Below are 22,732 nucleotides of genomic sequence, written 5' to 3'. Positions count from 1 at the left end.
CCCGCCCCCTCACTCGAGCGTCAGAAACCGCTGCGCCAGCGAGGCCAGCAGCACCGCCAGCAGCGGCAGCGAGAACCAGAAACCGCTCTGCAGCGCGCGCAGCTGCCGCACCCCCGGCCGGGCCGCGACCCGGACCACCTCCCGGGCCGCCAGCAGCACCAGCAGCGCCGCCGCCGCGAGCGCGCCGACCACCGACCACGGCGTCCAGGTCACCCGTGGACCGGCCGGGCCGGGATCAGGCTCCGGGACCTCGCCCGCGGGCCGCTCGCGCAGCGCGTACATCGTGACGTCGTCGTTGGCGAGCACCGTGCGCAGCTCGGGCCGCCGGTCCAGGTTCCGGATCAGCCGCGACTCCCACGTGGGGGCGTAGCCGGCGTCCATCACCAGGTAGGTGACCTGACTGCGGTTGACCATCAGGTACGCGTTCGGGCCCGCGTCCTTGAGCGCCTTCACCAGCCCCGACACCAGCACCGGGTCGGCCGGCGCGAGAGTGGGCAGATACTCCACCTTCTCCATGTCCCGCGCGCCCCACGGCATCGCCGGAGTCACGTTCTCGACGGTGTCGTTGCTCAGCCACAGCAGCCGCACACTCGGATCGTCGTGCGCGTACACGTACTCCATGGCGGCGACCTCGCCGGACCGGATCCGCTCGAACGGCTCGTTGCCCCAGCGGGCCACCAGGAAGCCGCCCATGAGGACCAGGCCGGCCAGCAGGGTGGCCGGCACGGCCAGGCTCGCCCGGTCCCGGCCGCGCTCCGTCGCGGTGACCCCGGTGCGCGGGAACAGCGCCAGGGCGGCGAGCAGGGCCGCGCCGGGCAGGGCGAACAGGAAGACGCGCAGCGCCATCTCGCCGCCGTAGGACTGCATGCCGAAACCGAGGAACGGCACGAAGGCGAGGACGAGCAGGGACCGTTCGCGGTACCCGGCCCGGCGCCGCCGCCACCAGCCCCAGCAGGCGAACGCGAGCACCCCGCCGGCCAGCGCCACCCGCGTGTACAGCACCAGCTTGTGGGTGGAGCTGCCGCCCTCGATCCGGCCGGACACCGACGAGGAGACATTGCCCCCGACCCCGCCGATCCCGCCGAACAACTCGTCGAAGTGCCCCGACCAGTACGGCTCCGCCATGAAGCCGATCCACGACACCACCGCCACCCCGCACAGCAGCGGCAGCCCGCGCAGTTCGCAGCGCCCGACGAGGACCAGCACGGTCACCACGCCCAGCATCACGAACGGCGTGAGCTGATGGGCCGGCACGCTCGCCAGGAACAGACCGGTCACCACCAGCAGCAGCACCGCCCGCTGCCGCCGGTTCACCGGCTCGGCCTCCGCCTCGCCGGGCCGCAGCCGCGTCCAGATCACCCGCGGGGCGCGGAACCAGACCAGCAGGACCGCCACGAAGACCAGGTAGAGCAGATAGGTGAAGCCCTGCGGCGAGAAGTAGTCCTGGCCCACCCAGCCGCTCAGCGCGAAGATCCACACACCGGCCCACCGGGCCCGCCAGCCCGCCCGCAGCGAGCGGGTCAGGAGGAACACCGGCGCCAGATACGCCAGCTGGATCAGCGTCGGCCACCAGCGGATGACCTCGGTGAAGTCGTCGACGCCGCAGGCCTGGGCGACGAAGGCGGCCGCCGCGAAGAACCCCGGCCAGCTCCCGCGCGCGTCCAGGTCCGGTACGGCCGTCCCGGTCCGCTCGATGTGGTCGAGGAACCCCAGGTGCTGCCAGGCGGTCGCGAACCGCGGCTCGGTCTCGATCACGGCGGGCAGCGCGTGCAGGGACACCACCGTGGCCAGCAGTGTCACCAGCAGCAGCGTCCGGTGCTCGCGGGCCGGCCGGAGCAGCGACGCGAACACCACCACGAGCAGCCCGGCACCGGCCAGCGTCGCGGCGGGCAGCACCGAGACCAGCCCCAGCCCGCCCATCCGGTCCAGGTCGGCCTCGCCGAGGCGGGCGGCGGGCACCCAGTACAGCAGCAGCGCGGCGATCAGCAGACAGCCGAGGACCACCCCGAGACGGGTGGGCATCAGCCGCTCCCGCCAGGACGGCGGCGGCACCTCCGGCGTCGCAGCCGGCTCTCGGGCGACCCGCACGGGCTCGGACGCTCCCCCTTCCTCCACCGGGCGCTCGGCGTCCCGTTCGAACGGCGCGCCCGCCCCCGGGTCCGCAACCCCCGCGTCCCTGACCGGCATGTCCGCGACCGGCATGTCCGCTACCGGTATGCCCGCGGGCGGTGTGCCCGGCCCGGGACGCACGTCCGGGCGGCGCTCCGGATGGTCGACGTCGACCCGCACGCCGAGCATGAGCGTGTCCGTGTCGAGCGCCCAGCCCGGACGGCGCCGGCGGCCCGCGGATCCGGCGGGCGCCTCACGCGCGCCCGCACCGGCCGCCGTCCCGTCCGCGGCCTCCTCCTCCGGGGGTACGGCACCGGGCGGCGGCACCGCCCGCACGGTCCGGTACAGCTTCGGCGCGGCGATCGCCACGATCACCGCGAGGCTGGCGATCTCGGCGACGCCCGCGCCGGTCAGCCCCATCCGCGGGAGCAGCAGCAGCGTCAGACCGAGCACCAGGGCGCAGAGCAGGCCCTGGAGCCAGGCGAGCCCGGCGGTACGGCTCTGCGCGCGCAGCACCGCGAAGTACGTCTCGATCACCACCCGCAGCAGCGCGCCCACCGCGAACCAGCGAAGCAGCGGCGTGGCGGCGTCCGCGTAGCCCGCGCCGAACACCCCGAGGATCCACGGCGCGCCGAGGAACAGCACCGCGCACACCGGCAGCATGATCTTCGCCATCCGGCGCAGCGCCGCGCGCGTGTCGGCGGCCAGCCGGCCCGGCGCGTGCGAGCCCTCGACGGTCAGCGAGGCCCCCATGTTGATGGCGAGCAGGTTGACCGTGCCGCCGATGGTGGCGGTGACGTAGAAGTACGCGTTGTCCTCGGAGCCGACCTGCGCGGCCACGATGACCGGGACGAGATAGACCGCCGCGAGCGAGAACAGCGAGCCGGTGCAGTCGCCGGCCAGGAACCGGCCGACCTCCCGCGGGGACGGCGGCGCCGACCGGTTCCCGGTCGCCCGCACGTGCCGCGGCACCAGCCGCCGGAACACCAGCCAGCCCAGCGGCAGCACGGAGACGGCGATCGCCGCCACCCACGACACGAACACCCCGGTGGCCGGCACGGTCGCCGCGCAGGCGACCAGCAGCCCCAGCTTCACCGCGGAGAACGCGGTGTTGCCGACCGGCACCCACAGCGCGCTGCGCAGCCCGGTCAGCACCCCGTCCTGCAGGGTGAGCAGATTCCAGGCGACCACCGCGACCACGAAACCCAGCCCGCCCACCGGCCCGGCCAGGAAGGCGTACGACGGCCCCCACAGGTCCAGCGTCAGCCAGAACGCCCCGGCCGCCAGCGCCACCACCAGCGAACTGCCCGCGTACGTCCCGGCGATGAGCCGCCCCGTGGAGCGCCCGGCGACCGGGATGAACCGGGCCAGCGCGCCGGTCAGGGTCACCGCGGTCAGCCCCGCGAGCAGTTTCATCGCGGCGATCGCGGCGGAGCCCTGGCCGACCGCCGACTCGGTGTAGTAGCGGGCCGCCGCCAGCCAGAAGCCGAGGCCCAGCACCGCGGAGATCCCGGTGTTGAGCATCAGCGCGTAGGCGTTGCGCAGCAGCTGGCTGCGGCCGGCCCGTCCGGGCGCCGGCCGCTCCGGTCGGGCGTCGGGGCCGGCCTGCGCTGCGGTGGTCGTGTCAGACACGGGTACGGATGGCCTTCCGGCGGACCTGTCGGGCTCTGCGGACCAGGGCGTACCCCTTGGTCAGGGCACGGTCGGTGGCGAACGTACGGCCGATCGCGCGGCCCTCGACCAGCCGCCCGAACTCCTCGATGCCGGTGCCGCGGCGCACGGTGACCCGGCGCAGCGCGTACGGCCCCTGGCGGCGCCGGGCCAGCTCGTTGCCGACGGCGAGCGCCTGCGCGAACCCGGTGGCCCGCACCTGCCGGCGCACCCGGCGGTCGGAGTAGCCGTACGGGTAGGCGAACGACACCGGCAGCGCGCCCAGCTCGTCGGCGACCAGGTCACGGCAGCGGGTCAGCTCCAGCCGCAGGGCGTCGTCGCCGAGCTGGTCGAGCTGCGGATGGCTGTGGCTGTGGCCCCCTATCTCCACGCCCGTGCCGGCCAGTTCGCGCACCTGGTCCCAGTCGAGCATGGTGTCCAGGGCGCCCCCGGTGTCGTAGGGACCCCGGATCCAGCCGGTGGAGACGAACAGCGTGGCCGGGAAGCCGTGTTCGGCGAGCACGGGCAGCGCGTGCCGGTAGACGCCCGCGTAGCCGTCGTCGAAGGTGACGAGGACGGGGCGGGGCGGCAGCGGGCGGCCGTCGCGCCAGCGGCCGGCGAGGTCGGCGGTGGTCAGCGGGGTGAGCCCCAGCTCGCCGATCAGCTCCATCTGGGCGGTGAACGCCCGCGGGGTGACCGACAGGCCGCGGGTGGCGTCGCTGGGGTCGGTGTCGATCGCGTGGTACATCAGGATCGGCACACCGGTGTCCGCGGTCATTTGCTCTCCCTCCCGACCGGCGCCACGCAGAACGTGGCCCCGCCCCGGCGCGCCCGCACGCTCCCCACGACGTACCCGCCGGCCGCCGTCAGCACGCCGGCGACGATCGCCCCGGCCCGTCCCGCGCCGCCCGGCCGGGCCAGCACGGCGTCCCGCAGCCCGCGCGCCACCCCGGCGGGCAGCACCCGGGTGGCGTACCGCCGCTCCGACTCCAGCCCTTTGCCGGCGCCGACACTGCGGGCGACGAGCGCCTTGGACAGACCCTCGGCGTACGTCCGGGTGCGGAAGTAGCCGAACCGCTCCCGCCCGGCGGGCACCCGGTGGTGGATGACCGCGCGGTCGTCGATCAGCAGCACCGCGTCCGGCACCGCCCGGGTGAGCCGGATGCACAGCTCCGTCTCCTCGCAGCCCAGCGGGCGCTTGTCGCCGTCGCGGCCGATGCCGGTGGCGAAGCCGCCCGCCGCGTCGAACGCGGTCCGGCGGAAGGAGGCGTTGCCGCCGAGCACGTTGCGCACCCGTACCCGGCCGGGCGGCAGGCCGCGGTAGGTGCAGCCGACCACCCAGTCGAACTCCTCCGGGAACCAGGCGGGCCGGCGCCCGGACGCCCAGACGGGCACGGTGCGGCCGCCGACCGCCATCACCCGCGGATCGGCGTACCCGGCCGCGAAGTGGCGCAGCCAGTCCCGCTCGGCGACGGCGTCGTCGTCGAGGAAGGCGATCACCTCGCCGCGCGAGGCGGCGATGCCGGTGTTGCGGCCCGCGGACAGCCCGCGGGGGCCCGCGTTGGCGAGCACCCGCACGTCCCCGGCCTCCTTGTACTCCCGGGCCAGCCGGTCCAGCAGCGCCTGGTTGTGGTCGACCACCAGCAGGGTCTCCAGCGCCGGCCGGGACTGCTCCCGCACCGAGGAGACCGCCGCGAGGATGTCCGCCCAGCGGTCCTCGGTGTACACGCAGATGACGACGGAGATCGCGGGTCCGTCCGGGGCGCCGTGGTCCGTGCCGCCGGCCGCTGCCTCGGCCCTCGTGCTCTCCCTCGTGCTGTCCGGCGCGCTGTGCGTGGCGCTCAAGACGCCTCTCCCCGCACCGCGTCCAGCATCGGGGAGGTGTGCCGACGGCGGCGCAGCGCCCGCCGGTTGGAGCGCTCCCGCAGGATCACCCGCAGCACCCGCAGCCCGTCGCGCACGGCGCTGAGGTTGCTGGTGCCGTGTATGCGCAGGTACTCGTGGCTGGGTATCTCCTGCACCCTCAGGCCCGCCTTGACCACCCGGATGTTCATCAGGGTCTCGACCTCGAAGCCGGTGCAGTCCAGCTCGATCTTGTCCAGGCAGTGCCGCCAGAAGGCGTTGTAGCCGTAGCACAGGTCGGTGTAGCGGGCGCCGAACTTGCGGTTGACGACCGCGCACAGCGCGCGGTTGCCCAGCTTGCGGATGAAGGTCATGTCGTCGGTGCCGCCGCCGTTGGCGAAGCGGGAACCCTTGGCGAAGTCCGCGCCGGAGACCAGCGCGGAGACGTACGAGACGATCTCGCCGCCGTCGGCCGAGCCGTCGGCGTCGACCATCACGATGATGTCGCCGGTGCAGGCGGCGAACCCGGTGATCAGGGCGTCCCCCTTGCCCTTGCCGCGCTGCCGGACGACCTTCACGCCGGGCCACAGCGCGCGGGCCACCTCGACGGTGTCGTCGGTGGAGTTGCCGTCGACCAGGACCACTTCGTGGATCCACGCCGGCAGGGTCTTGAAGACGTACGGCAGGTTCTCCGCCTCGTTCATGGCGGGGATCACCACGCTCACCGGTGGCGCGATGGCCAGGTGAGAGGAGACCGGCCGGTACGCGGTGGTCCTGGCCTGCTCCTCGCCCGGGTCGGCCGGGCGCAGTACTGAGCTCATGAGTCCGAATCCCTCTCGTCCGGTGGGCCGCCCACCCCCGGGCGGCCCGGCTGTGTGTCCGGTTCGAAAGGGGGGTTGTCAACTGGCACACCTCACCGGCGACCCGAAAAACGGCAGCCGGTTGCGCGGCACGTCCCGGCCCGCGCACGCGCGCACAGGCACGCACGTCCGGCCGGCCACGGCACCCCCCTACCGCGCCCCGCCCCGGCACCACCGCGGCCCTGAGCCCCTCCCCGGTTCCGCTGTGTGATGTCCGATGCGGGTGAGATGCACGACGGTATTGATGGTTGAACCACTATGGCAAGACCTGCAACCAGGTCTCACGTTTTTGTCGGTTTATCCATGGCTGCCCGGCCCGAGCGGATCTTTCCCACCCGTTTGAGCAGCCGGTCGGCGGGTTCGAACAGTTCGGGCCGGGACACCACGGCGTTGCGCAGCGCCCGCACCGGGGCCCGGCGCGCCCGGTGGCCCAGCGCCACCGGGTGACGGCGGGTCACCCACCCCTCCGACACCCGGATGTCGCGCGTCTTCAGGGATTCCTTGTATTCCTTGCGGCCCCGGCCCAGATCCAGGTAGGCGATGCCGTCGGCCGCGGCGGCCTCGGCCATCCGCAGATGCAGGATCAGGCCCGGGGAGTACTTGGCGAACGCCGGGTCGTACGCCGGGAACCAACAGGCGAGAACGCGCTCGCTGCGCAGCCCGAAGTGGGCGGCGACCGGACGGCCGTCCGCGTAGAGCACCGAGAGGTTCCCGGCGAACCGGTCGGTGCGGGTGTGGAACAGATGGCGGACCAGGTCGGTGATCCAGTCCTGGGCGAAGCGGTCGCTGCGGCCGGTGCGGCGGTACTGCGCCGACTTCCACTCCATCAGGGTGCGCAGCGCGGCGGGGTCCCGCTCGTCGTGCACATAGCGGAGCCCGCCGGTGTCCCGGTCCAGCTTGCGCTCCTTGGCGAGCGTGGTCCGGGTGAACTTGGGCGAGCGCTCGCGCAGCCCGGCGAGATAGGTGTCGTAGCCCTGGTCGACGTCCATGACCGGGGACGGGAAGGTGCCCGAGATCCCGGCCTCGAACGGCCGCTGGCCGTCCACCAGGTGGTCGAACTCCCACACGGCGAGCCCGCAGGCGCGCAGCAGCCGGCCGGCGTCCCAGGTGAACCCGGGCCGGTGCACCACGCCCTGCGCGTCCGAGAGGCCGAGCCCGACGGCCCGGCCGACCCCGGCGGCGGACCGCTGGAACGGGAGGAACGCGGCCGGTTCGCCGCCCTCCCGGACCACCGCGATCCGCACCCCGCGCCGGTACCTGCCCACCGCGAGCGCGAACTCGGGGGACAGGAAGGGGTTCGCGAGCTGCGGCGCCCCGTGCAGATGCGCCTTGGCCTGCAGGGCGGTCCACGCCGCCCGGTCGGCGGCGGTCAGCTCGCCCGGGCGGTACACGCTGATGTCCACGTCACTAGCCCTGTCTCTTCGGTGTACGGCGGGCCGGCCGGCGCAGGAGGGCCGACAGGAGAACGAGGGCGCTGAACGCGGTCACGGCCGCCAGTCCGGCGCCCGCCGACCAGTGGTGGGTGGCGAGCAGGAGCTGGGCCACCAGCATGTCGACGGCGACCGCGCCCGCCAGCGAGGCGACGGTGCGGCCGAAGGGTTCCAGCCCGGTGAGCGCGGCGGCGATCGCCGCGGCCGGTGCCGCGAGCAGGAAGAACAAGGTGAACGGGGCGCGCAGCGGCGAGCCCGAGTCGGTGAGCGCGAGCAGCGCGCCCAGCCCCCCGATGGCGGTCGCGGCGCCCGCGAGCAGCGGCGTCAGGTCCCTCCCCGGCCCTGACCGCGTCCGCCCGGCGTCGTCCGTCGCGCCCGCCTCGTCCCCCGTCTCTGTTCCGTCCGCCCCGCCTGTTCCGTCTGTTCCGTCTCTTGCCTCTGGAGTTCGGTCTGGATCGGTTGTGCTGCGGATGTTCTGCATGGGCGACTTTGCCCCCCGAAGCGCCGGATGCCGGGCTTCAATGTGGCCCAGTGCCGAGGGGGCCGTCAAGAGCGCGCAGGTGTTCCCCGGAGGCGGCGCGCGCCCCCGGGGAACCGTGGCTCACATCTGCTTGCGGAGCATCAGGGGACGAGCCTCAGCAGCCGGTTGGGCGAGCCGGTGCCCGGGCTGGTGACCTTGCCGGTGGTGGCGCCGGCGGTCAGCGCGGAGGCGACCTGCGCCGGGGTCGCCGAGGTGTGGCTGGCCAGGTAGACGGCGGCCGCGCCCGCGACGTGCGGGGTCGCCATCGAGGTGCCGGAGATGGTGTTGGTCGCGGTGTCGCTGGTGTGCCAGCCCGCCGTGATGGAGGAGCCGGGCGCGAAGATGTCGAGCACCGAGCCGTAGTTGGAGTAGCTGGCGCGGGCGTCGGTGCTGGTGGTGGCGCCGACCGTGATGGCCTCGGCGACCCGGGCCGGGGAGGACGAGGAGGCGTTGGTGTTGCTGTTGCCCGCCGCGACGGCGTAGGTGACGCCGCTGGCGATGGAGTTGCGCACCGCGGTGTCCAGGGTGCTGGAGACGCCGCCGCCGAGGGACATGTTGGCGACCGAGGGGCCGGAGTGGTTCCTGGTCACCCAGTCGATGCCCGCGATGACGCCCGCCGTGGTGCCCGAGCCGCTGTTGTTCAGCACCCGCACCGCGACGATCCTCGCCTTCTTGGCGACGCCGTAGGTGGAGCCCGCGATCGTGGTGGCCACGTGGGTGCCGTGGCCGTTGCCGTCCTGGGCGGTGGTGTCGCCGTCGACGGCGTCGTAGCCGTTGACGGCCCGGCCGCTGAGCTGGGAGTGGGTGATGCGCACGCCGGTGTCGATGACGTACGCGGTCACGCCGCTGCCCGCGGTGTCCGGGTAGGTGTAGGTGCCGGACAGCGGGAGCGAGGCCTGGTCGATGCGGTCCAGGCCCCAGGGCGCGTTGGTCTGGGTGGCGTCGATGGAGACGCGCTGGTTCTGCTCGACCGCGGCCACCGCCGGGTCGGCGGCGAGTCTCTTCGCCTCGGCCGCCGAGAGGGTGGCGGTGTAGCCGTTCAGCGCGCTGCCGAACGTCCGCTTGACGGAGCCTCCGTACTCCTTGATGAGGTTCTTGCCCTGGCTGGACGTGGCCTTGAAGCCAGCGCCCTTCTTGAGCGTGACGATGTAGCTGTCCTTGATCGCGGTGGGGGAGTCGGCCGCGAGCACGGGGCCCACGGCCGGGGCGGCCTGGGCGGGGAGGGTGGTGAGCCCGCCCACGAGGGCGGCGGTGGCCAGGCTGGTTATCGCGGCGAGCCGCACCTTCTTGCTCCGCAGGTGTGCCATTACGAGGGAGTCCTCCTCTAGGCGGCGCGCGCGCCCGGGTGGGGCGCCGCGCGTGTGGGGGATGCGCGCGTTCTCGCGCACACGGCCCGGAGCGGCGCGTACCGCTCCGGGCTGAGGTAAAGCGTGGGTGATCTACGGGTGTGGAACAAGGGAGTTGAACACCCATCAACAAATCTGTCATGTACGCGAAATCAAGCGCACGGGGGCGTCGGTGCATCGGTCCGGAAAGTGATCGGTGACGGTCCGAAAATCGCCGGAACCACGTGATGACCGATCAGGAACCGGCCGGTAACGCACACAAAAAGACTTGGCATGGACACTTCCCGTCAATGCGCGTAGTTGGTACCACGGTTGAGGCAGAGACCCTGCTAAAGGGAGGTTGCATGAGACGTTCCCGACTTGTCGCATACGTGACCTCGGTACTCCTCGGCGTCGTAGCGACGCTCACCGGAGCCACCGCGGTCCACGCGTCAGAAGCCGCCGCCACCGGATACGTGGCGCTCGGCGACTCCTACTCCTCCGGCGTCGGCGCGGGCAGCTACCTCAGCTCCAGCGGCGACTGCAAGCGCAGCACGAAGGCGTACCCGTACCTGTGGGCCGCCGCCAACGCCCCCGCCTCCTTCCACTTCACCGCCTGCTCGGGCGCCCGCACCGACGACGTCCTCGCCGGTCAGCTCACCCCGCTCGGCACGGGCACCGGCCTCGTGTCCATCAGCGTCGGCGGCAACGACGCCGGCTTCGCGGACGTCATGATCACCTGTGTGACGCAGTCCGACAGTGCCTGCGTCAGCCGCATCAACACCGCCAAGGCGTACGTCGACAGCACCCTGCCCGGCAAGCTCGACGCCGTGTACGACGCCATCCGCTCCAAGGCGCCGTCGGCCCACGTCGTCGTCCTCGGCTACCCCCGCTTCTACCAGCTCGGCACCGCCTGCCTCGGCCTGTCCGAGACCAAGCGCGCCGCCATCAACCAGGCCTCCGACCATCTGAACGCCGCGATCGAGAAGCGCGCCCTGAACCACGGCTTCACCTTCGGTGACGTGCGCACCACGTTCACCGGCCACGAGATCTGCTCCGGCAGCTCGTGGCTGCACAGCGTCAACTGGCTCAACATCGGCGACTCGTACCACCCGACCGCGAACGGTCAGTCCGGCGGTTATCTGCCGGTGTTCCGCAGCGCGGCCTGACCCTCACGCGCTCGGTGAGGCGGAGGCCCCGTCCGTCGGGGTCTCCGTCACACACGTCACCGAGAACGCCACCTTCCCGGACGTGGTGTGCACCGGCTCACGCACCTCCACCCCGATCGCGTTCTCGAACGTCCCGCTGTCGTCGTACGTCGTCACGGTCACCCGGTCCTGCGCGCTGCTGCCGCCGCCCGCCGGGAACGACAGGGTCTTCCAGCCGCCGTCGAACGGCTCGCCGTCCTCGTCCACCCACTGGTACACGACCTGTGCCGGCACCCGGCCCACCGTGAACGTCGCCGTGAACCGCGGCGCGTCCTCGGCCGGCGGCGGACACGGCCCCTCGTACTCGGTGCGCGCCCCGGTGACCGCCACGGTCACCGACTGGGGCGGCGGAGTGCTGGAGGGGCTGCGGCTCGGGCGGGGACTCGGGCTCGGACTCGGCGTGGGCGAGGGGGACTTCCCGCCGGTCTCCTCGTCCGAGGGCGTCGGCGAAGCCTGCTGCACGGTGGGGGTGTCCGTGCCGGCGCCCGTGTTCCCGCCGCCCGGGTCCTCGCGGTTCAGCAGCGCGTACGTCAGCCCCGCGACCGCCAGCGCCAGCGCGGCCACGCCCGCGACCAGGGCGGTCACGGCCCGGCGGTCGCGGGACGGCGGCTCCCGGCCGGGGGCGGTGGGCGCGGCGGGGCCGGTCGAGTGGCCTCCCTGTCCCGGCGGCGGGGCGGCCGCCCCCGCGGCACCCGCGGCACCCGCGGCGACGGTCGGGGCGTACGGCGCGTACGGCGTCGTCGGGGCCGTGTCCGCGTGATCGGCGCGCGGAGTACCGCCCGCGTCGACGAGCCGCAGATCCCGCTCGGCCCGCTCGGCGGACAGCCGTTCGGCCGGGTCCTTGCGCAGCAGCCCCTCGATGACCGGACCGAGCGGGCCCGCCCGGCGCGGCGGCGGCAGCTCCTCGTCGACGATGGCCCGCAGGGTGCTCAGCGGGGTGTCCTGCCGGAACGGCGAACTGCCCTCCACCGCCGCGTACAGCAGCACGCCCAGCGACCACAGGTCGGACTCCGGGCCGGGCGTGCGGCCCAGCGCCCGCTCGGGGGCGAGGAACTCCGGCGAGCCGACGACCTCGCCGGTCATGGTCAGCGCGGAACTGCCCTCGACCATGGCGATCCCGAAGTCGGTGAGCACCACCCGGCCGTCGTTCGACAGCAGGACGTTCGCCGGTTTCACATCCCGGTGCAGCACCCCCGCCGCGTGCGCGGCCCGCAGCGCGGACAGCACCTCCGCGCCGATGCGCGCCGCCCGCCGCGGGGCGATCGGACCCTCCGCCTCCAGCAGCTCGGCCAGCGAGATGCCCCGCACCAGCTCCATCACGATCCAGGGGCGGCCCTCCTCGGTCGCCACGTCGTACACCGTCACCACATTGCGGTTCGCGACCCGCGCGGCGGCCCACGCCTCGCGCTCCAGCCGCGCGTACATCCGCTCCACGTCGGACGCGGCCAGCCCCGCCGGGGCGCGCACCTCCTTCACGGCGACCTCGCGGTGCAGCACCTCGTCACGGGCCCGCCACACCGTGCCCATACCGCCCTCGCCGAGCGGGGACAGCAGCCGGTAGCGCCCCGCGATCAGCCGTTCACGACCCGGTACGTCGGACACGGGCGTCCCCCATTCGCATCCGGGCGAAATCCCTGTTTCTTCACGAAAGTAGCTCACCCGAGTGCCGTTGCCGCCCCCTTGAGCACCAATCCGGCGCCGAGGGCCACGACCACGGACGCCGACCCCAGCGGGGCGCCGCGCCGCAGCGCCCGGGCCAGCGGGCCCGCGGGCCGCCGGACCCGCGCCGCCAGGCCCGCACCCAGCCGGAACACGGCGAACCCGGCCGCGGTGAGCGTCACCGCGAGCCCCGCGCCGTACGCGACGACGAGCAGCAGCCCGAACCAGGCCCGCCCCAGCGCCGCCGCACCGACCAGCACGACGACCGCGGAGGGGCTGGGGACGAGTCCTCCGGCGAAACCGAGGAAGAGGGTGCCGCGGAGGGACGGGCGGGGGTGGGGGTGTGCGTGCTCGTGGGGGTGGGGGTGCTCGTGGGCGTGGTCGTGGTCGCGCTCGTGTTTGTGTTCGTGTTCGTCGTCGGGGGAGTGACCGGGTTCGGGGGAGTGGCCGTGGACGTGGGCGTGGGCATGGCCGTGTGCGTGCCCGTGAGCATGACCGTGTACGTGCTCGTGCCCGTGTCCTCGGTTGCGCCAGGCCCGTCGTACGAGGGCCACTCCCGCCGCCGTGACCAGGGCGCCGCTCGCGATGCCCAGCCAGGCCACCACGGACGGGGCGGCCGCCGAACCGGCCGTGACGAGCAGGCCGAGGGCGACCACGCCGAGGGTGTGGGTGGCCGTGACCGACGCGGCCAGCGGCAGCACGTCCCGCAGCCGGGCCCGGCCGCCGCGGGCCGCCGCCGTCGCGGCCATCAGCGTCTTGCCGTGGCCCGGCGCCAGTGCGTGCAGCGCGCCGAGGCCGAGCGCGACGGCCAGGGCGAGCGCGGCGAAGCCGGGGGTGAGGTCGTGACGGGCGACCAGGGAGCCGAGGGCGCTGGTGAAGCGGTCGGCGCCGCGCGGCAGCACGGACGCGGCGGGCGCGTCCCGGCCCTCCTCCTTTTCCTCGCCGCGCTCCCCGGCGAGGGCGGGCCCGCCGGGGCGCAGGCGCAGCGACGCCGAGGTGGTGTCGGCCGGCGAGGACAGCAACTCCTCGGGGTAGCGGGTCAGTTCCCGGGACACCGACTCCTCGGGCACGTCCGACGCGGTGAGCGTCGTACGGTCGCCGCGTGCCGTGATCTCCCGCCAGCCGGGACCGACGGCGGCGCCCGCGCCGCGGAAACCGACGGTCACCGGGCCGTCCTCCGGGAGCGGAGCCGTCAGCCGGCATTCCACGCGGAGGGTGTCGAGCCCCGCCCTCCCCGGCCGGACGTGTCCGGCGGCGGTGACGACGGTGAGCGGGACGGCGCGTCCGCCGACGGTGACCCGGCTGTCGCGCGCGGCCCGCGCGCACCGCTGCTGGGCCCAGGCGTCCAGCCCGCGCCGCTCGATCGCGGGCCGGGCCTGCGCCGCCGGGATCTCGGCGAAGTCCTCGACGTGCTCGACGCGCAGTTCGCCGGGGGCGGCGACCAGCCCGTCGTACTGGCTGACGGTGAAGTCGCCCAGGGGATGGGCGGCGGCGGTCCCGGCGGGCAGCAGGACGAGCGCGCAGGCGGCCACGGCGGACGCGGCGAGGTGGCGGGGCCTCACTGAGCGCCCCCCAGGCCCTTGAGCGCCGCCCTCGCCTCGCGGGCGCCCCGCGGGGAGAAGCCCGGGTTCAGCCCCAGCGCCGCGGTGAGGGAGGCGCGGGCGTCCGTGTCGCGGCCCAGCGCCCGTTCGATCATGCCGCGGTGGTAGTGGAACGCGGCGTCGCGGTAGCCGGTCGCGGTGGCCCGGCGGGCGTACGCCAGCGCCTCGGCGTCCCGTCCGTTCGCGTGCAGGGCCCAGGCGAGCGCGTCGGCGGTGTGCACGGTACGGCGGCGCTCCCACTCGGCGCGGGCCGCGCGCAGCGCCGTTTCCGCGTCGCCGTGGTCGGCCGCCGCGAGGGCGGTGTCCAGGTCGGGGTTGACGCCGCCCGCGCGGGCGAGGTCCGTCCAGGCACCGACGAGGGCGTACTGCGCACGCGCCTTCTCCTTTTCACCGCGCGCCTCGTACAGCTCGCCCAGCAGCACCAGCGGGCCGGGCAGCGGGGCGCGGGCGACGACCCGCTCCGCCGTGCGGACCGCCCCCGCCAGGTCGCCGCGGGCGGCCTGGGCACGCGCCCGGCCCTCCAGCGCGGGCAGCTGGCCGGGGTCGGCGGCGAGGGCGCGGGCGTAGTGCCGCAGGGCCGCCGCGTGGTCCCCCCGGGCGAAGGCGAGCCGGCCGAGCGCGGTGGCCACGTACGCCACGTCGCCGGGCGCGCGCGCCGAGCCGAGCGCCTGCTCCAGGACCCGGCGCGCGGTGCGGACGTCGCCGCGCAGCTCACTGACGTACGCGTACCGCGTGAACACCGGTACGCCCGGCCGCCGGGTGTCGGCGAGGCGGGCGGCGCGCGACGCCTCGGTGTAGCGGCCCAGTTCGACCAGGGCGTCGATACGGCTGCACAGGGCGCGCTCGTTGTACGGGTTGCTCCGCAGCGCGCGGTCGGCGTGGCGGAGCGCGCCGGTGAAGTCGTGCCGCGCGGCGGCGAGGGCGGCGCGACCGGCGAGCGCCTGGTCGTTGCCGGGCCGCAGGGCCAGCGAGCGGTCCAGGGCGCGTTCGGCCCGCGGATAGCGGGAGGGGTCGCCGGTGGTCCGCGCCTGCTCGACGTAGGCGAGAGCGAGGGTCGCCCAGCCGGTGAAGTCCCTCGGCTGAGCGCGCAGATGGGCCTGGAGCGCGGTGACGCCCGCGTCGAGGTCGCCCTGCGAGAGCAGGACCGGGGACACGGGCGCCGGGGACACCGGCCGCGGGCCGGGCCGGCCGGGCTCGCCGACCGCGATCGACGTGCCCGTCAGGGCCACCGCCAGCAGCGCGGCACAGCCCGCGAGCCGCAGGGCGCGCCCGCGCCGTGACCCGGTGTCGTTGTCGTGCGTCGTACGGAGGACCATGCCTCTCCTCGTGCGGCGGTACGGAAGGTGGTGCGGAGGCCGCGCGGCGGTGGGGTCGTCGTGCGGCCGTGGGGGAGGGGGTGCGGTGGTGCCGGGGTGGGCCCCGGAGGGTGATGTGGTGATGCCGGGGCGGGCCCCGGAGGCGGTGGAGGTGGTGCGGTGGTGCCGGGGCGGGGCCCCGAGGCGGTGGAGGTGGTGCGGTGGTGCCGGGGCGGGGCCCCGAGGCGGTGGAGGTGGTGCGGTGGTGCCGGGGCGGGGGGCGCCCGAGGCGGTGGAGCGTCGTGAGGCGGCCCGGCGTGAGGCACCGGTGCCGGGGAGGTGCGTCCCGGCATCCGCGCCGGACGCGGAGCGGCGGGAGGTGCGTCCCCGCATCCCGCGCCGGAGGCGGAGCGGCGCCGGTGCCTCCGATGGCGGGGCGCGTCCCGGCATCCGCGCCCGACGCGGAGCGGCGCCTGCGCCGCCCGGCGGTCCCGCCCACGGGCGGACGTCCCCGTCGTACGGAAGAAGGCGCGGCCCGCGCCGTGGGGGTTGGGGAGGTACGGGCCGCGCCGGTCCCGGGGAGGGCCGCCGGGTCAGTAGGCGCGGGCCCTGCCGCGGCGCCACCACGCCAGCGCCGCGCCGATCAGCAGGACGCCCAGCGCGCCGGCGCCCGCGGAGAGGGCGATGAGGGAGGTGTCGGCGCCGCCGGAGGACGCTCCCGCGGGGCGCAGCGCGTCACCGAGCCCGCTGCGGACGTCGGCGTCCCCGGAGGTGCCCTTGGCGAGCGGGCCGCGCGAGCCCTCCGTCGGCAGGGCGAGATACGGGAACGCCTTGCCGAACTCCTTGTCGTTGGCGTCGACCGCGTCCCCCAGGTCGTTCTCCGCGCCGACCAGCTCGCCCTCGACCACCTGCAGCGCGGCGTCGATCACGTCGTCGGTGAGCCGGCGGCCGTTGGGGAAGCCCGCGGTGTCGCCGTCGAGGACACCGAGCCGCTTCGGGTCCTTCGCGGGCTTGACCGCGGTGTTCAGCCGCAGCTGCTCCGCCGGGGTGACGTGCGGCGGCTGGTTGAGATCCTTCACGCCCTTGAGGAAGACGTCGACGAGGTCGGTGCGCGGCTCGGCCGGGGCCTTGATCTTGTAGATGGCCTCGATGAGCTTCGGCAGCTCGGGGTTGGTGACGTTCTTCAGGAACCTCGCGTCGTCGCGGGGCGTGGAGGCGTTGAAGACGTCCTTGTCCTTCTGCGGGTTGACGACCTCGTTCACCAGCGGATTGCCCAGCCGCGACACCTGCCGGAAGTGCCCCTGGGCGTTCTTGCGCTGGGTGGTGGACCAGATGCCGACGACCGGCTGGTGCGCCGACTCGGTGATCAGGTCCGTGGGGACCTGGAGCGCGATGGAGTTGACGTTGTAGCCCTTGAGGGTGTCGTTGCCGACCTCGGTGAGGTTCCCGCCGTACAGCAGGTCGAAGACGCGCAGGTCCAGGAAGAACGGGTCGTCCGCCTGCCCGGCGAACGTCGTGGCGCCACCGGGGAGTTCCCGTACCGCCTGGGCGCGCAGTTTGCCGTAGTCCGGCATGGACGCCTTGCCGACGTTCGACGGCGCCACCGGCACCTCGTCGGCGATCCGCGTGCGGGACACCGGGCGCAGGTTCTTCAGCCGGATCAGCTCGATGTCGTACGTCTGCGTCACGTTCAGGTCCGGGTCGTCCAGGCTCTCGACCGGCCCGGTGTTGTACAGGAACGTGTTCCCGTTCTTCACGTGCGTGCGGAAGGTGTAGCGGAAGACCAGGTCCTCCCGCGCGTCCCCGTCGCGGTCGACCCGCAGGTCGTACTGCGCGTCCTCGGCGAACGGGAAGAAGTTCGGCCCGCCGGCCGGCTCCTCGAAGGGTGTCCAGTTGGCGATGAGCGTCGTCGTGTCCGGCTTGTCGGGGCTGACGAACGCGTAGAGATCGGTGTTGTCGAACTGCGGGGTCCCGGAGATCAGCGGGGCCTCCCGGTGGCTGGAGGCGGCGGCCGCCCCCGGTTCCAGCGCGGTCACACCGGCGGCCGCGAGCCCCCCGGCGGCCAGCGCGCCACACACGAGCGCGGTCACGCCGCGTCCCGTCCCGCTCCTGGAGATAGCTGTCATGCCGTCCGTCCTCCGTGCCTGCTTGCCTGACGCGGGGGATTCGGCGCGGACCGCGGGGCGGATTGGTCCGCTCGGAAAAAAATCCGGGAGCCCCGGAACAACAACGTCCGGGAGCCCCGGAACAACGTCCGGGAGTCCCGGAACACCATCCGGAGCCCCGGAACACCATCCGGAGTCCCGGAAGGAAATCCGGGAGCCGGCCGGTTTCCCCGCCGCGCGACCCGCGTTTTCGGCACGCTGATCCGTACTCCCGTCCGACAGGTGACAGGGAGGGGGAAGCGGGTGGAGGCGGACGAGCTTCTGCTGCGCGTGGCGGGCGGCGACCAGCGGGCCTTCGAGGATCTGTACACGCTGGTGTCCGGCCCGGTGTTCGGTCTGGTCAAGCGGGTGGTGCGGGATCCGGCCCAGTCGGAGGAGGTGGCCCAGGAAGTGCTGCTCGAACTGTGGCGGTCCGCACGGCGGTTCGACCCGGGGCGCGGCAGCGCGCTCGCCTGGGTGCTGACCCTCGCCCACCGGCGCGCCGTGGACCGGGTGCGCAGCGCCCGCGCGGCGGCCGACCGCGAGCAGCGGGAGGCGCTGCGCGCCCGGGCGCCCGCCTTCGACCAGGTCGCCGAGGAGGTGGAGGCGGGCCTGGAACGGGAGTGGGTGCGCCGCTGCCTGCACCGGCTCACCGCCCTCCAGCGCCAGTCCGTCACCCTCGCCTACTACGACGGCTACACCTACCGCGAGGTCGCCGAACGGCTGTCGCTGCCGCTGGGCACGGTCAAGACCCGGATGCGGGACGGGCTGACCCGGCTGCGGGACTGCCTCGGAGGTGCGGCATGAGCCTGTTCGGGCGGCTGCTGCGCCGCGACGATCCCCACTCGCTCGCCGCGCCCTACGCCCTCGACGCCCTCGAACCCGACGAGCGGCGCCGGTTCGAGCGGCATCTGGCCCGGTGCGGACGGTGCGACGCCGAGGTGCGGGCGCTCACCGAGGACGCGGTGCGGCTGGCCTTCTCGGCGGCCGAACCCGCCCCGCCCGCCCTGCGCGAGCGGGTCATGGCCGCCGTACGGGCCACCCCGCAGGAGGCCGCCGCCGCACCCGGGCACGCGCCGCGGCTGCCGCCGCACGTCTGGGGCGTCCAGCCGCCGCGGGCGCGGGCCCGCACCCCCCGGGCGCGCCCGCTGCTCATGCCGTTCGCGACGGTGACCGCCGCCGCGGCCCTCGTGGTCGCCGCGCTGTTCGCCGTCCAGGCGGAGCGGACGCGGGACGAACTCGCCGCGGAGCGCGACCGGGCACGTGAGATCGCCCACGTCCTGAGCGCGGGGGACGCCCGCGCGGCGACCGGCCGGGACGCGCGGGGCCGCACGATCGGAGTGATCGCTTCCGTTTCGACGGGGCGTGCGGTGGTGACCCTGCGGGGGTACGGCGAGCCGCCCGGCGAACACGTGCACCAGCTGTGGCTCATGCGCCCCGGCGCGCAACCCCGCTCCCTGGGCCTCTTCGACGGCGACACGCCCTTGGCCGCGTCCGGCCTGGACAGCGCGGCGACGTCACTCGCGGTGACGGTCGAACCCGACGGAGGCTCAGCCCGGCCCACGACCAGGCCGGTTGTCCAACTCGCCCTGAATTCGGTCGGATTCGGAGAGTGATCGAAGACGCGTCGTCAACACCCTTATGGGGAAGGTGTTTCCTGTGACCGCGATACACGCGTGCCCCGAGGGGGCGATAGGGTTACCCTGCCCGGGCCGGGTGGACTCGTACGGGTGGGGAGTGACATGGAACAGATAACTGTGCGCAGCAGGGCCAGGGTCCCTGCGATCACCTACGGAAGCAGCGCGAGCAGTACGCGCCTCGACCGCCATCTCGCGGTGCTGGCGGGTCCCGCCGTGCCGCGGCAGAAGACGGCCGAGGCCACCTCGCTGATGCTGGAGCTGACCGCGCGTGAGCCCGCGCACCGTCCCAGCGCCACGGGCGCCCGAGTGAGCCGCGTCTCGCTCTTCGCCCCGCTGCGCAGGCTCCGCCGCACCCTGTTCGGCGGGCACTGACCGGCGCGGGCGCTCCCCGAGGACCGCGTCCCGGACCCCGGGGACCGCTTCCCCGACCCGCGCTCAGGCCGCCACACCGTCCCGGCGCAACGCTGCGATCTCGTCGTCCGTCATCCCCACGGCACGCAGCAGCGCCTCGGTGTGCCGGCCGAGCGCGGGGACGTCACCCATCCGTGCGGGTTCCCCACCCGGCAGTGTGATCGGCGGCAGCAGCGCCCGCAGCGGCCCCACCGGCGAGCCCACCTCCCGCCACCGCTCCCGCGCCGCGAGCTGCGGGTGCTCCGCCACCTCGCGGACGTCCCGCAGCCGCGCGCACGCGATCCCCGCCCCCTCCAGCCGCGCCAGCGCCTCGTCGGCGTCCAGCACGCTCAGCGCCTTCGCCACCAGCTCGTCCGTGCGCTCCCGGTTCGCCACCCGCGCCGCGTTCGTCGCGAACGCCGGATCCGTGCCCAGCCCCGGCTCGCCCAGCACCCGTTCGGCCAGCCGCCGCCACTCCCGGTCGTTCTGCACCGACAGCAGCACCCGCCCCCCGTCCGCCGTCGGGTACGCGTCGTACGGCGCGATCACCGCGTGCGCGAGACCGGTGCGCGCCGGGGGAGTGCCGTCGTGCATCGCGTGGTGCAGCGGATGCCCCATCCACTCCGCCAGCGCCTCCAGCATCGAGATCTCCACCGGCCCGCCCCGCCCGGTCGTCCCCCGCCGCACCAGCGCGGCCAGCACCCCGGAGAAGGCGTACATGGCGGCCGCGATGTCCGCCGCCGGAATGCCCGCCTTCACCGGCTGCTCCGGCGTCCCGGTCACCGACACCAGGCCCGCCTCGCACTGCACGAGCATGTCGTAGGCCCGCTTGTCCGCGTACGGCCCCGACCCGCCGTAGCCGGACATGTCCACGGCGATCAGCCGCGGGTGCGCCGCGCACAGCGTCGCCGCGTCCAGGCCGAGCCGGGCCGCCGCGCCGTGCGCGAGGTTCTGCACGAACACGTCCGCGTCCGCGATCAGCCGCCGTACGACGTCCAGCCCGCGCGGGTCCTTCAGGTCCAGCGCGATCGACTCCTTGCCGCGGTTGCACCACACGAAGTGCGAGGCCAGACCGCGGGCGGCGGTGTCGTAGCCGCGCGCGAAGTCGCCGCCGTCGACCCGCTCCACCTTGATCACCCGCGCGCCGAGATCGGCGAGCTGACGGGTGGCGAACGGGGCGGAGACGGCCTGCTCGACGGCGACGACGGTGATGCCCTCCAGGGGCAGGGGAAGACGCTCCATGGGGTGGATCATGCCCCTGCCCAGCAACCCTGTCAGCAGCGGTTACCGGTTCCCGGCCGAGAACCGGCGCACGGCGGTCGGGGCGAAGACGGCGATCAGCACCGCGCACCAGGCCAGCGAGCCCGCGACCGGATGCGCCACCGGCCAGGCCGCCCCCTCGGGTACCGGGGCGTTGCCGAAGAGGTCCCGTACGGCCGTGGTGACCGCGCTGATCGGGTTCCACTCGGCGAGGGCGCGCAGCCAGGCGGGCAGGCCCTCGGTGGGGATGTAGGCGTTGGACAGCAGCGGCAGCACGAAGGTCACCGCGCCGAGCTGGCCGGCCGCCTCCTCGTCGCGGGTGAGCAGACCGAGGAAGATGCCCGCCCAGACGCAGGCGAAGCGGAACAGCAGCAGCAGGGCGACGGCCCCCGCCGCCCCGGCCGCCGATCCCTCGACGCGCCAGCCCATCGCCAGCCCCACCAGCAGGAACGGCACCGTGCCCGCCGCCGTGACGACCAGGTCCGCGACGGCCTGGCCCAGCGGCACCGCGGCCCGGCTGACCGGCAGGGTGCGCAGCCGGTCGGTCACGCCCCGGTGGGTGTCCTGGGCGGCCTGGAACATCCCGGTCATCACCCCGCCCGCGGCCGTCGCCACCAGCAGCCCCGGCACCAGGAAGGAGCGGTACGCGGCGCCGGGCATGGCGAGCGCGCTGCCGAAGACGTAGCCGAAGAACAGCAGCATGGTGACCGGCATGGTCTGGGTGAGGATCAGCAGCCCCGGGTTGTTGCGGGCCCGCTGGAGCTGGCGGGCGAGCAGGGCGGTGCCGTCGTGGGCGAGCGTGCTCATGCGGCGGGCTCCTTCTCGGTGAGGCGCAGGAAGACGTCGTCGAGGGTGGGGGGCCGCAGGCTCGCGTCGAGCAGCGGCACGCCCGCCGCGTCGAGTTCGCGCACCAGGCGGGGCAGGGTGAGCGTGGTGTCCCGGGTGACCGTGCCGACGGCGGCCCGGTCGTGGTCGAAGACGGGGCGTCCGCCGGTGAGCCGATCGAGGACACCCGCCGCCCGCACCATCGCGCCGGCGTCCGCGACGACCACCTCCACGTGTGTCCCGACGAGCGCCTTCAGTTCGGCCGGGGAACCGGTGTGCGCGACCCGGCCGTGGTCCACCAGGGCGATGTCGTCGGCGAGCCGGTCGGCCTCCTCCAGGTACTGGGTGGTCAGCACCACCGTCGTGCCGTCCGCCCGCAGCGCGCGCACCGCCTCCCACACGCCGTTGCGGGACACCGGGTCGAGGCCGGTGGTCGGCTCGTCGAGGAACAGCACCTCCGGGCGGCGGACCAGGCTCGCCGCCAGGTCCAGCCGGCGGCGCATCCCGCCCGAGTAGGCCGAGGCGGGCCGGTCCGCGGCCTCGGTGAGCCCGAAGCGCTCCAGCAGCTCGTCGGCGGCCCGCGCCGGTCCGCGCACCCGGTGCAGCCGGGCGAACAGCCGCAGGTTCTGGCGCCCCGTGAGGTCGCCGTCGACCGACGCGTACTGCCCGGTGACGCCGATCCGGCGGCGGACCTCCGCGGCCTCGCGGACCAGATCGTGCCCCGCGATCCGCGCCGAGCCCGCGTCCGGGCGCAGCAGCGTGGTCAGCAGTCGCACGGCGGTGGTCTTGCCCGCCCCGTTCGGGCCGAGCAGCCCGCAGACGGTGCCCCGGGTGACCGCGAGATCCAGCCCGCGCAGGGCGCGCACCTCGCCGAAACGCTTTTCCAGACCCTCACTAAGTACAGCGTACGTAGTAGTCATGGCTCGACCATAGCGCACTACGTACGGTGTACGTAACTACGATGGTGGGCGAGG

The 22,732-nt window shown here is 74.5% G+C and carries 18 protein-coding genes; 4 read left to right on the top strand and 14 right to left on the bottom strand.

What is annotated here, in order from left to right; genetic code table 11:
* Positions 1-9 precede the first annotated feature (9 nt).
* The 7 genes from AB0K92_RS20745 to AB0K92_RS20715 all read right to left on the bottom strand — a co-directional run bounded on the left by AB0K92_RS20745 (position 10) and on the right by AB0K92_RS20715 (position 9,718).
* The gene (locus AB0K92_RS20745; protein WP_365924854.1) at positions 10-3,741 is read right to left on the bottom strand and encodes a lipopolysaccharide biosynthesis protein; all 3,732 of its coding nucleotides are present in this window, start codon (positions 3,739-3,741) and stop codon (positions 10-12) included.
* Complete coding sequence (locus AB0K92_RS20740) at positions 3,734-4,537, bottom strand: polysaccharide deacetylase family protein (protein WP_365924852.1); 804 nt, start codon at positions 4,535-4,537, stop codon at positions 3,734-3,736. The genes AB0K92_RS20745 and AB0K92_RS20740 overlap by 8 nt, the downstream gene beginning before the upstream one ends.
* Complete coding sequence (locus AB0K92_RS20735) at positions 4,534-5,505, bottom strand: glycosyltransferase family 2 protein (RefSeq protein ID WP_365924906.1); 972 nt, start codon at positions 5,503-5,505, stop codon at positions 4,534-4,536. The genes AB0K92_RS20740 and AB0K92_RS20735 overlap by 4 nt, the downstream gene beginning before the upstream one ends.
* 95 nt (positions 5,506-5,600) lie before the next feature.
* Entirely contained in the window at positions 5,601-6,422 is an 822-nt protein-coding gene (locus AB0K92_RS20730) for a glycosyltransferase family 2 protein (RefSeq protein ID WP_365924850.1), read from the bottom strand.
* Between the two features lie 320 nt (positions 6,423-6,742).
* Positions 6,743-7,864, bottom strand: coding sequence for a GNAT family N-acetyltransferase (locus AB0K92_RS20725; RefSeq protein ID WP_365924848.1), 1,122 nt, complete (start codon positions 7,862-7,864; stop codon positions 6,743-6,745).
* Positions 7,865-7,868: 4 nt separating this feature from the next.
* On the bottom strand, positions 7,869-8,372 hold the full coding sequence (locus tag AB0K92_RS20720; protein ID WP_365924846.1) for a hypothetical protein: 504 nt from the start codon (positions 8,370-8,372) through the stop codon (positions 7,869-7,871).
* Between the two features lie 140 nt (positions 8,373-8,512).
* Positions 8,513-9,718: a S8 family peptidase gene (locus AB0K92_RS20715; RefSeq protein ID WP_365924844.1), complete on the bottom strand. Its 1,206-nt coding sequence runs from the start codon at positions 9,716-9,718 to the stop codon at positions 8,513-8,515.
* A 383-nt stretch (positions 9,719-10,101) separates the two neighbouring features.
* Between AB0K92_RS20715 and AB0K92_RS20710 the strand changes: the two genes are divergently transcribed.
* Positions 10,102-10,905, top strand: coding sequence for an SGNH/GDSL hydrolase family protein (locus AB0K92_RS20710; protein ID WP_365924842.1), 804 nt, complete (start codon positions 10,102-10,104; stop codon positions 10,903-10,905).
* A 3-nt stretch (positions 10,906-10,908) separates the two neighbouring features.
* Here AB0K92_RS20710 and AB0K92_RS20705 read toward each other — a convergent pair whose 3' ends face one another.
* The 4 genes from AB0K92_RS20705 to AB0K92_RS20690 form a co-directional block, all read right to left on the bottom strand.
* Positions 10,909-12,546, bottom strand: a complete 1,638-nt coding sequence (locus tag AB0K92_RS20705; RefSeq protein WP_365924840.1) for a serine/threonine-protein kinase — start codon at positions 12,544-12,546, stop codon at positions 10,909-10,911.
* A gap of 53 nt (positions 12,547-12,599) precedes the next feature.
* Entirely contained in the window at positions 12,600-14,165 is a 1,566-nt protein-coding gene (locus AB0K92_RS20700; RefSeq protein WP_365924838.1) for a nickel transporter, read from the bottom strand.
* A complete protein-coding gene (locus AB0K92_RS20695; RefSeq protein ID WP_365924836.1) occupies positions 14,162-15,520 on the bottom strand; it encodes a tetratricopeptide repeat protein in 1,359 nt (452 codons plus the stop codon). Before AB0K92_RS20695 ends, AB0K92_RS20700 begins: the two co-directional genes overlap by 4 nt.
* 572 nt (positions 15,521-16,092) lie before the next feature.
* Positions 16,093-17,625, bottom strand: coding sequence for a DUF4331 domain-containing protein (locus AB0K92_RS20690; protein WP_365924834.1), 1,533 nt, complete (start codon positions 17,623-17,625; stop codon positions 16,093-16,095).
* A 282-nt stretch (positions 17,626-17,907) separates the two neighbouring features.
* Here AB0K92_RS20690 and AB0K92_RS20685 point away from each other — a divergent pair, with 282 nt between their 5' ends.
* The 3 genes from AB0K92_RS20685 to AB0K92_RS20675 all read left to right on the top strand — a co-directional run bounded on the left by AB0K92_RS20685 (position 17,908) and on the right by AB0K92_RS20675 (position 19,655).
* The gene (locus AB0K92_RS20685; RefSeq protein WP_165997086.1) at positions 17,908-18,450 is read left to right on the top strand and encodes a sigma-70 family RNA polymerase sigma factor; all 543 of its coding nucleotides are present in this window, start codon (positions 17,908-17,910) and stop codon (positions 18,448-18,450) included.
* Positions 18,447-19,259, top strand: coding sequence for an anti-sigma factor (locus tag AB0K92_RS20680; RefSeq protein ID WP_365924832.1), 813 nt, complete (start codon positions 18,447-18,449; stop codon positions 19,257-19,259). The genes AB0K92_RS20685 and AB0K92_RS20680 overlap by 4 nt, the downstream gene beginning before the upstream one ends.
* Positions 19,260-19,385: 126 nt before the next feature.
* Positions 19,386-19,655: a hypothetical protein gene (locus tag AB0K92_RS20675; protein ID WP_165997082.1), complete on the top strand. Its 270-nt coding sequence runs from the start codon at positions 19,386-19,388 to the stop codon at positions 19,653-19,655.
* 63 nt (positions 19,656-19,718) lie between these two features.
* Here AB0K92_RS20675 and AB0K92_RS20670 read toward each other — a convergent pair whose 3' ends face one another.
* The 3 genes from AB0K92_RS20670 to AB0K92_RS20660 are packed head-to-tail and all read right to left on the bottom strand — an operon-like array spanning position 19,719 to position 22,678.
* Positions 19,719-20,915, bottom strand: coding sequence for a CaiB/BaiF CoA-transferase family protein (locus AB0K92_RS20670; RefSeq protein WP_365924829.1), 1,197 nt, complete (start codon positions 20,913-20,915; stop codon positions 19,719-19,721).
* Between the two features lie 42 nt (positions 20,916-20,957).
* Positions 20,958-21,740 (bottom strand): ABC transporter permease, encoded by a 783-nt coding sequence (locus tag AB0K92_RS20665; protein ID WP_365924827.1) that lies wholly within the window; start codon positions 21,738-21,740, stop codon positions 20,958-20,960.
* Complete coding sequence (locus tag AB0K92_RS20660) at positions 21,737-22,678, bottom strand: ATP-binding cassette domain-containing protein (protein WP_365924825.1); 942 nt, start codon at positions 22,676-22,678, stop codon at positions 21,737-21,739. Before AB0K92_RS20660 ends, AB0K92_RS20665 begins: the two co-directional genes overlap by 4 nt.
* Between the last annotated feature and the right edge of the window lie 54 nt (positions 22,679-22,732).

This window comes from Streptomyces sp. NPDC052687, assembly GCF_040678395.1.
In the GTDB taxonomy this organism is placed as follows: domain Bacteria; phylum Actinomycetota; class Actinomycetes; order Streptomycetales; family Streptomycetaceae; genus Streptomyces.
The sequence above is the reverse complement of the archived record's forward strand: the minus strand, read 5'-3'. Positions and strand labels throughout refer to the sequence as shown.

What these genes read in the sequence shown, in the direction of transcription:
- AB0K92_RS20670 (WP_365924829.1), bottom strand. Translation starts at nt 20,915, where the DNA reads ATGGAGCGTCTTCCCCTGCCCCTGGAGGGCATCACCGTCGTCGCCGTC.
- AB0K92_RS20680 (WP_365924832.1), top strand. Translation starts at nt 18,447, where the DNA reads ATGAGCCTGTTCGGGCGGCTGCTGCGCCGCGACGATCCCCACTCGCTC.
- AB0K92_RS20720 (WP_365924846.1), bottom strand. Translation starts at nt 8,372, where the DNA reads ATGCAGAACATCCGCAGCACAACCGATCCAGACCGAACTCCAGAGGCA.
- AB0K92_RS20690 (WP_365924834.1), bottom strand. Translation starts at nt 17,625, where the DNA reads ATGACAGCTATCTCCAGGAGCGGGACGGGACGCGGCGTGACCGCGCTC.
- AB0K92_RS20710 (WP_365924842.1), top strand. Translation starts at nt 10,102, where the DNA reads ATGAGACGTTCCCGACTTGTCGCATACGTGACCTCGGTACTCCTCGGC.
- AB0K92_RS20665 (WP_365924827.1), bottom strand. Translation starts at nt 21,740, where the DNA reads ATGAGCACGCTCGCCCACGACGGCACCGCCCTGCTCGCCCGCCAGCTC.
- AB0K92_RS20730 (WP_365924850.1), bottom strand. Translation starts at nt 6,422, where the DNA reads ATGAGCTCAGTACTGCGCCCGGCCGACCCGGGCGAGGAGCAGGCCAGG.
- AB0K92_RS20675 (WP_165997082.1), top strand. Translation starts at nt 19,386, where the DNA reads ATGGAACAGATAACTGTGCGCAGCAGGGCCAGGGTCCCTGCGATCACC.
- AB0K92_RS20660 (WP_365924825.1), bottom strand. Translation starts at nt 22,678, where the DNA reads ATGACTACTACGTACGCTGTACTTAGTGAGGGTCTGGAAAAGCGTTTC.
- AB0K92_RS20715 (WP_365924844.1), bottom strand. Translation starts at nt 9,718, where the DNA reads ATGGCACACCTGCGGAGCAAGAAGGTGCGGCTCGCCGCGATAACCAGC.
- AB0K92_RS20740 (WP_365924852.1), bottom strand. Translation starts at nt 4,537, where the DNA reads ATGACCGCGGACACCGGTGTGCCGATCCTGATGTACCACGCGATCGAC.
- AB0K92_RS20695 (WP_365924836.1), bottom strand. Translation starts at nt 15,520, where the DNA reads ATGGTCCTCCGTACGACGCACGACAACGACACCGGGTCACGGCGCGGG.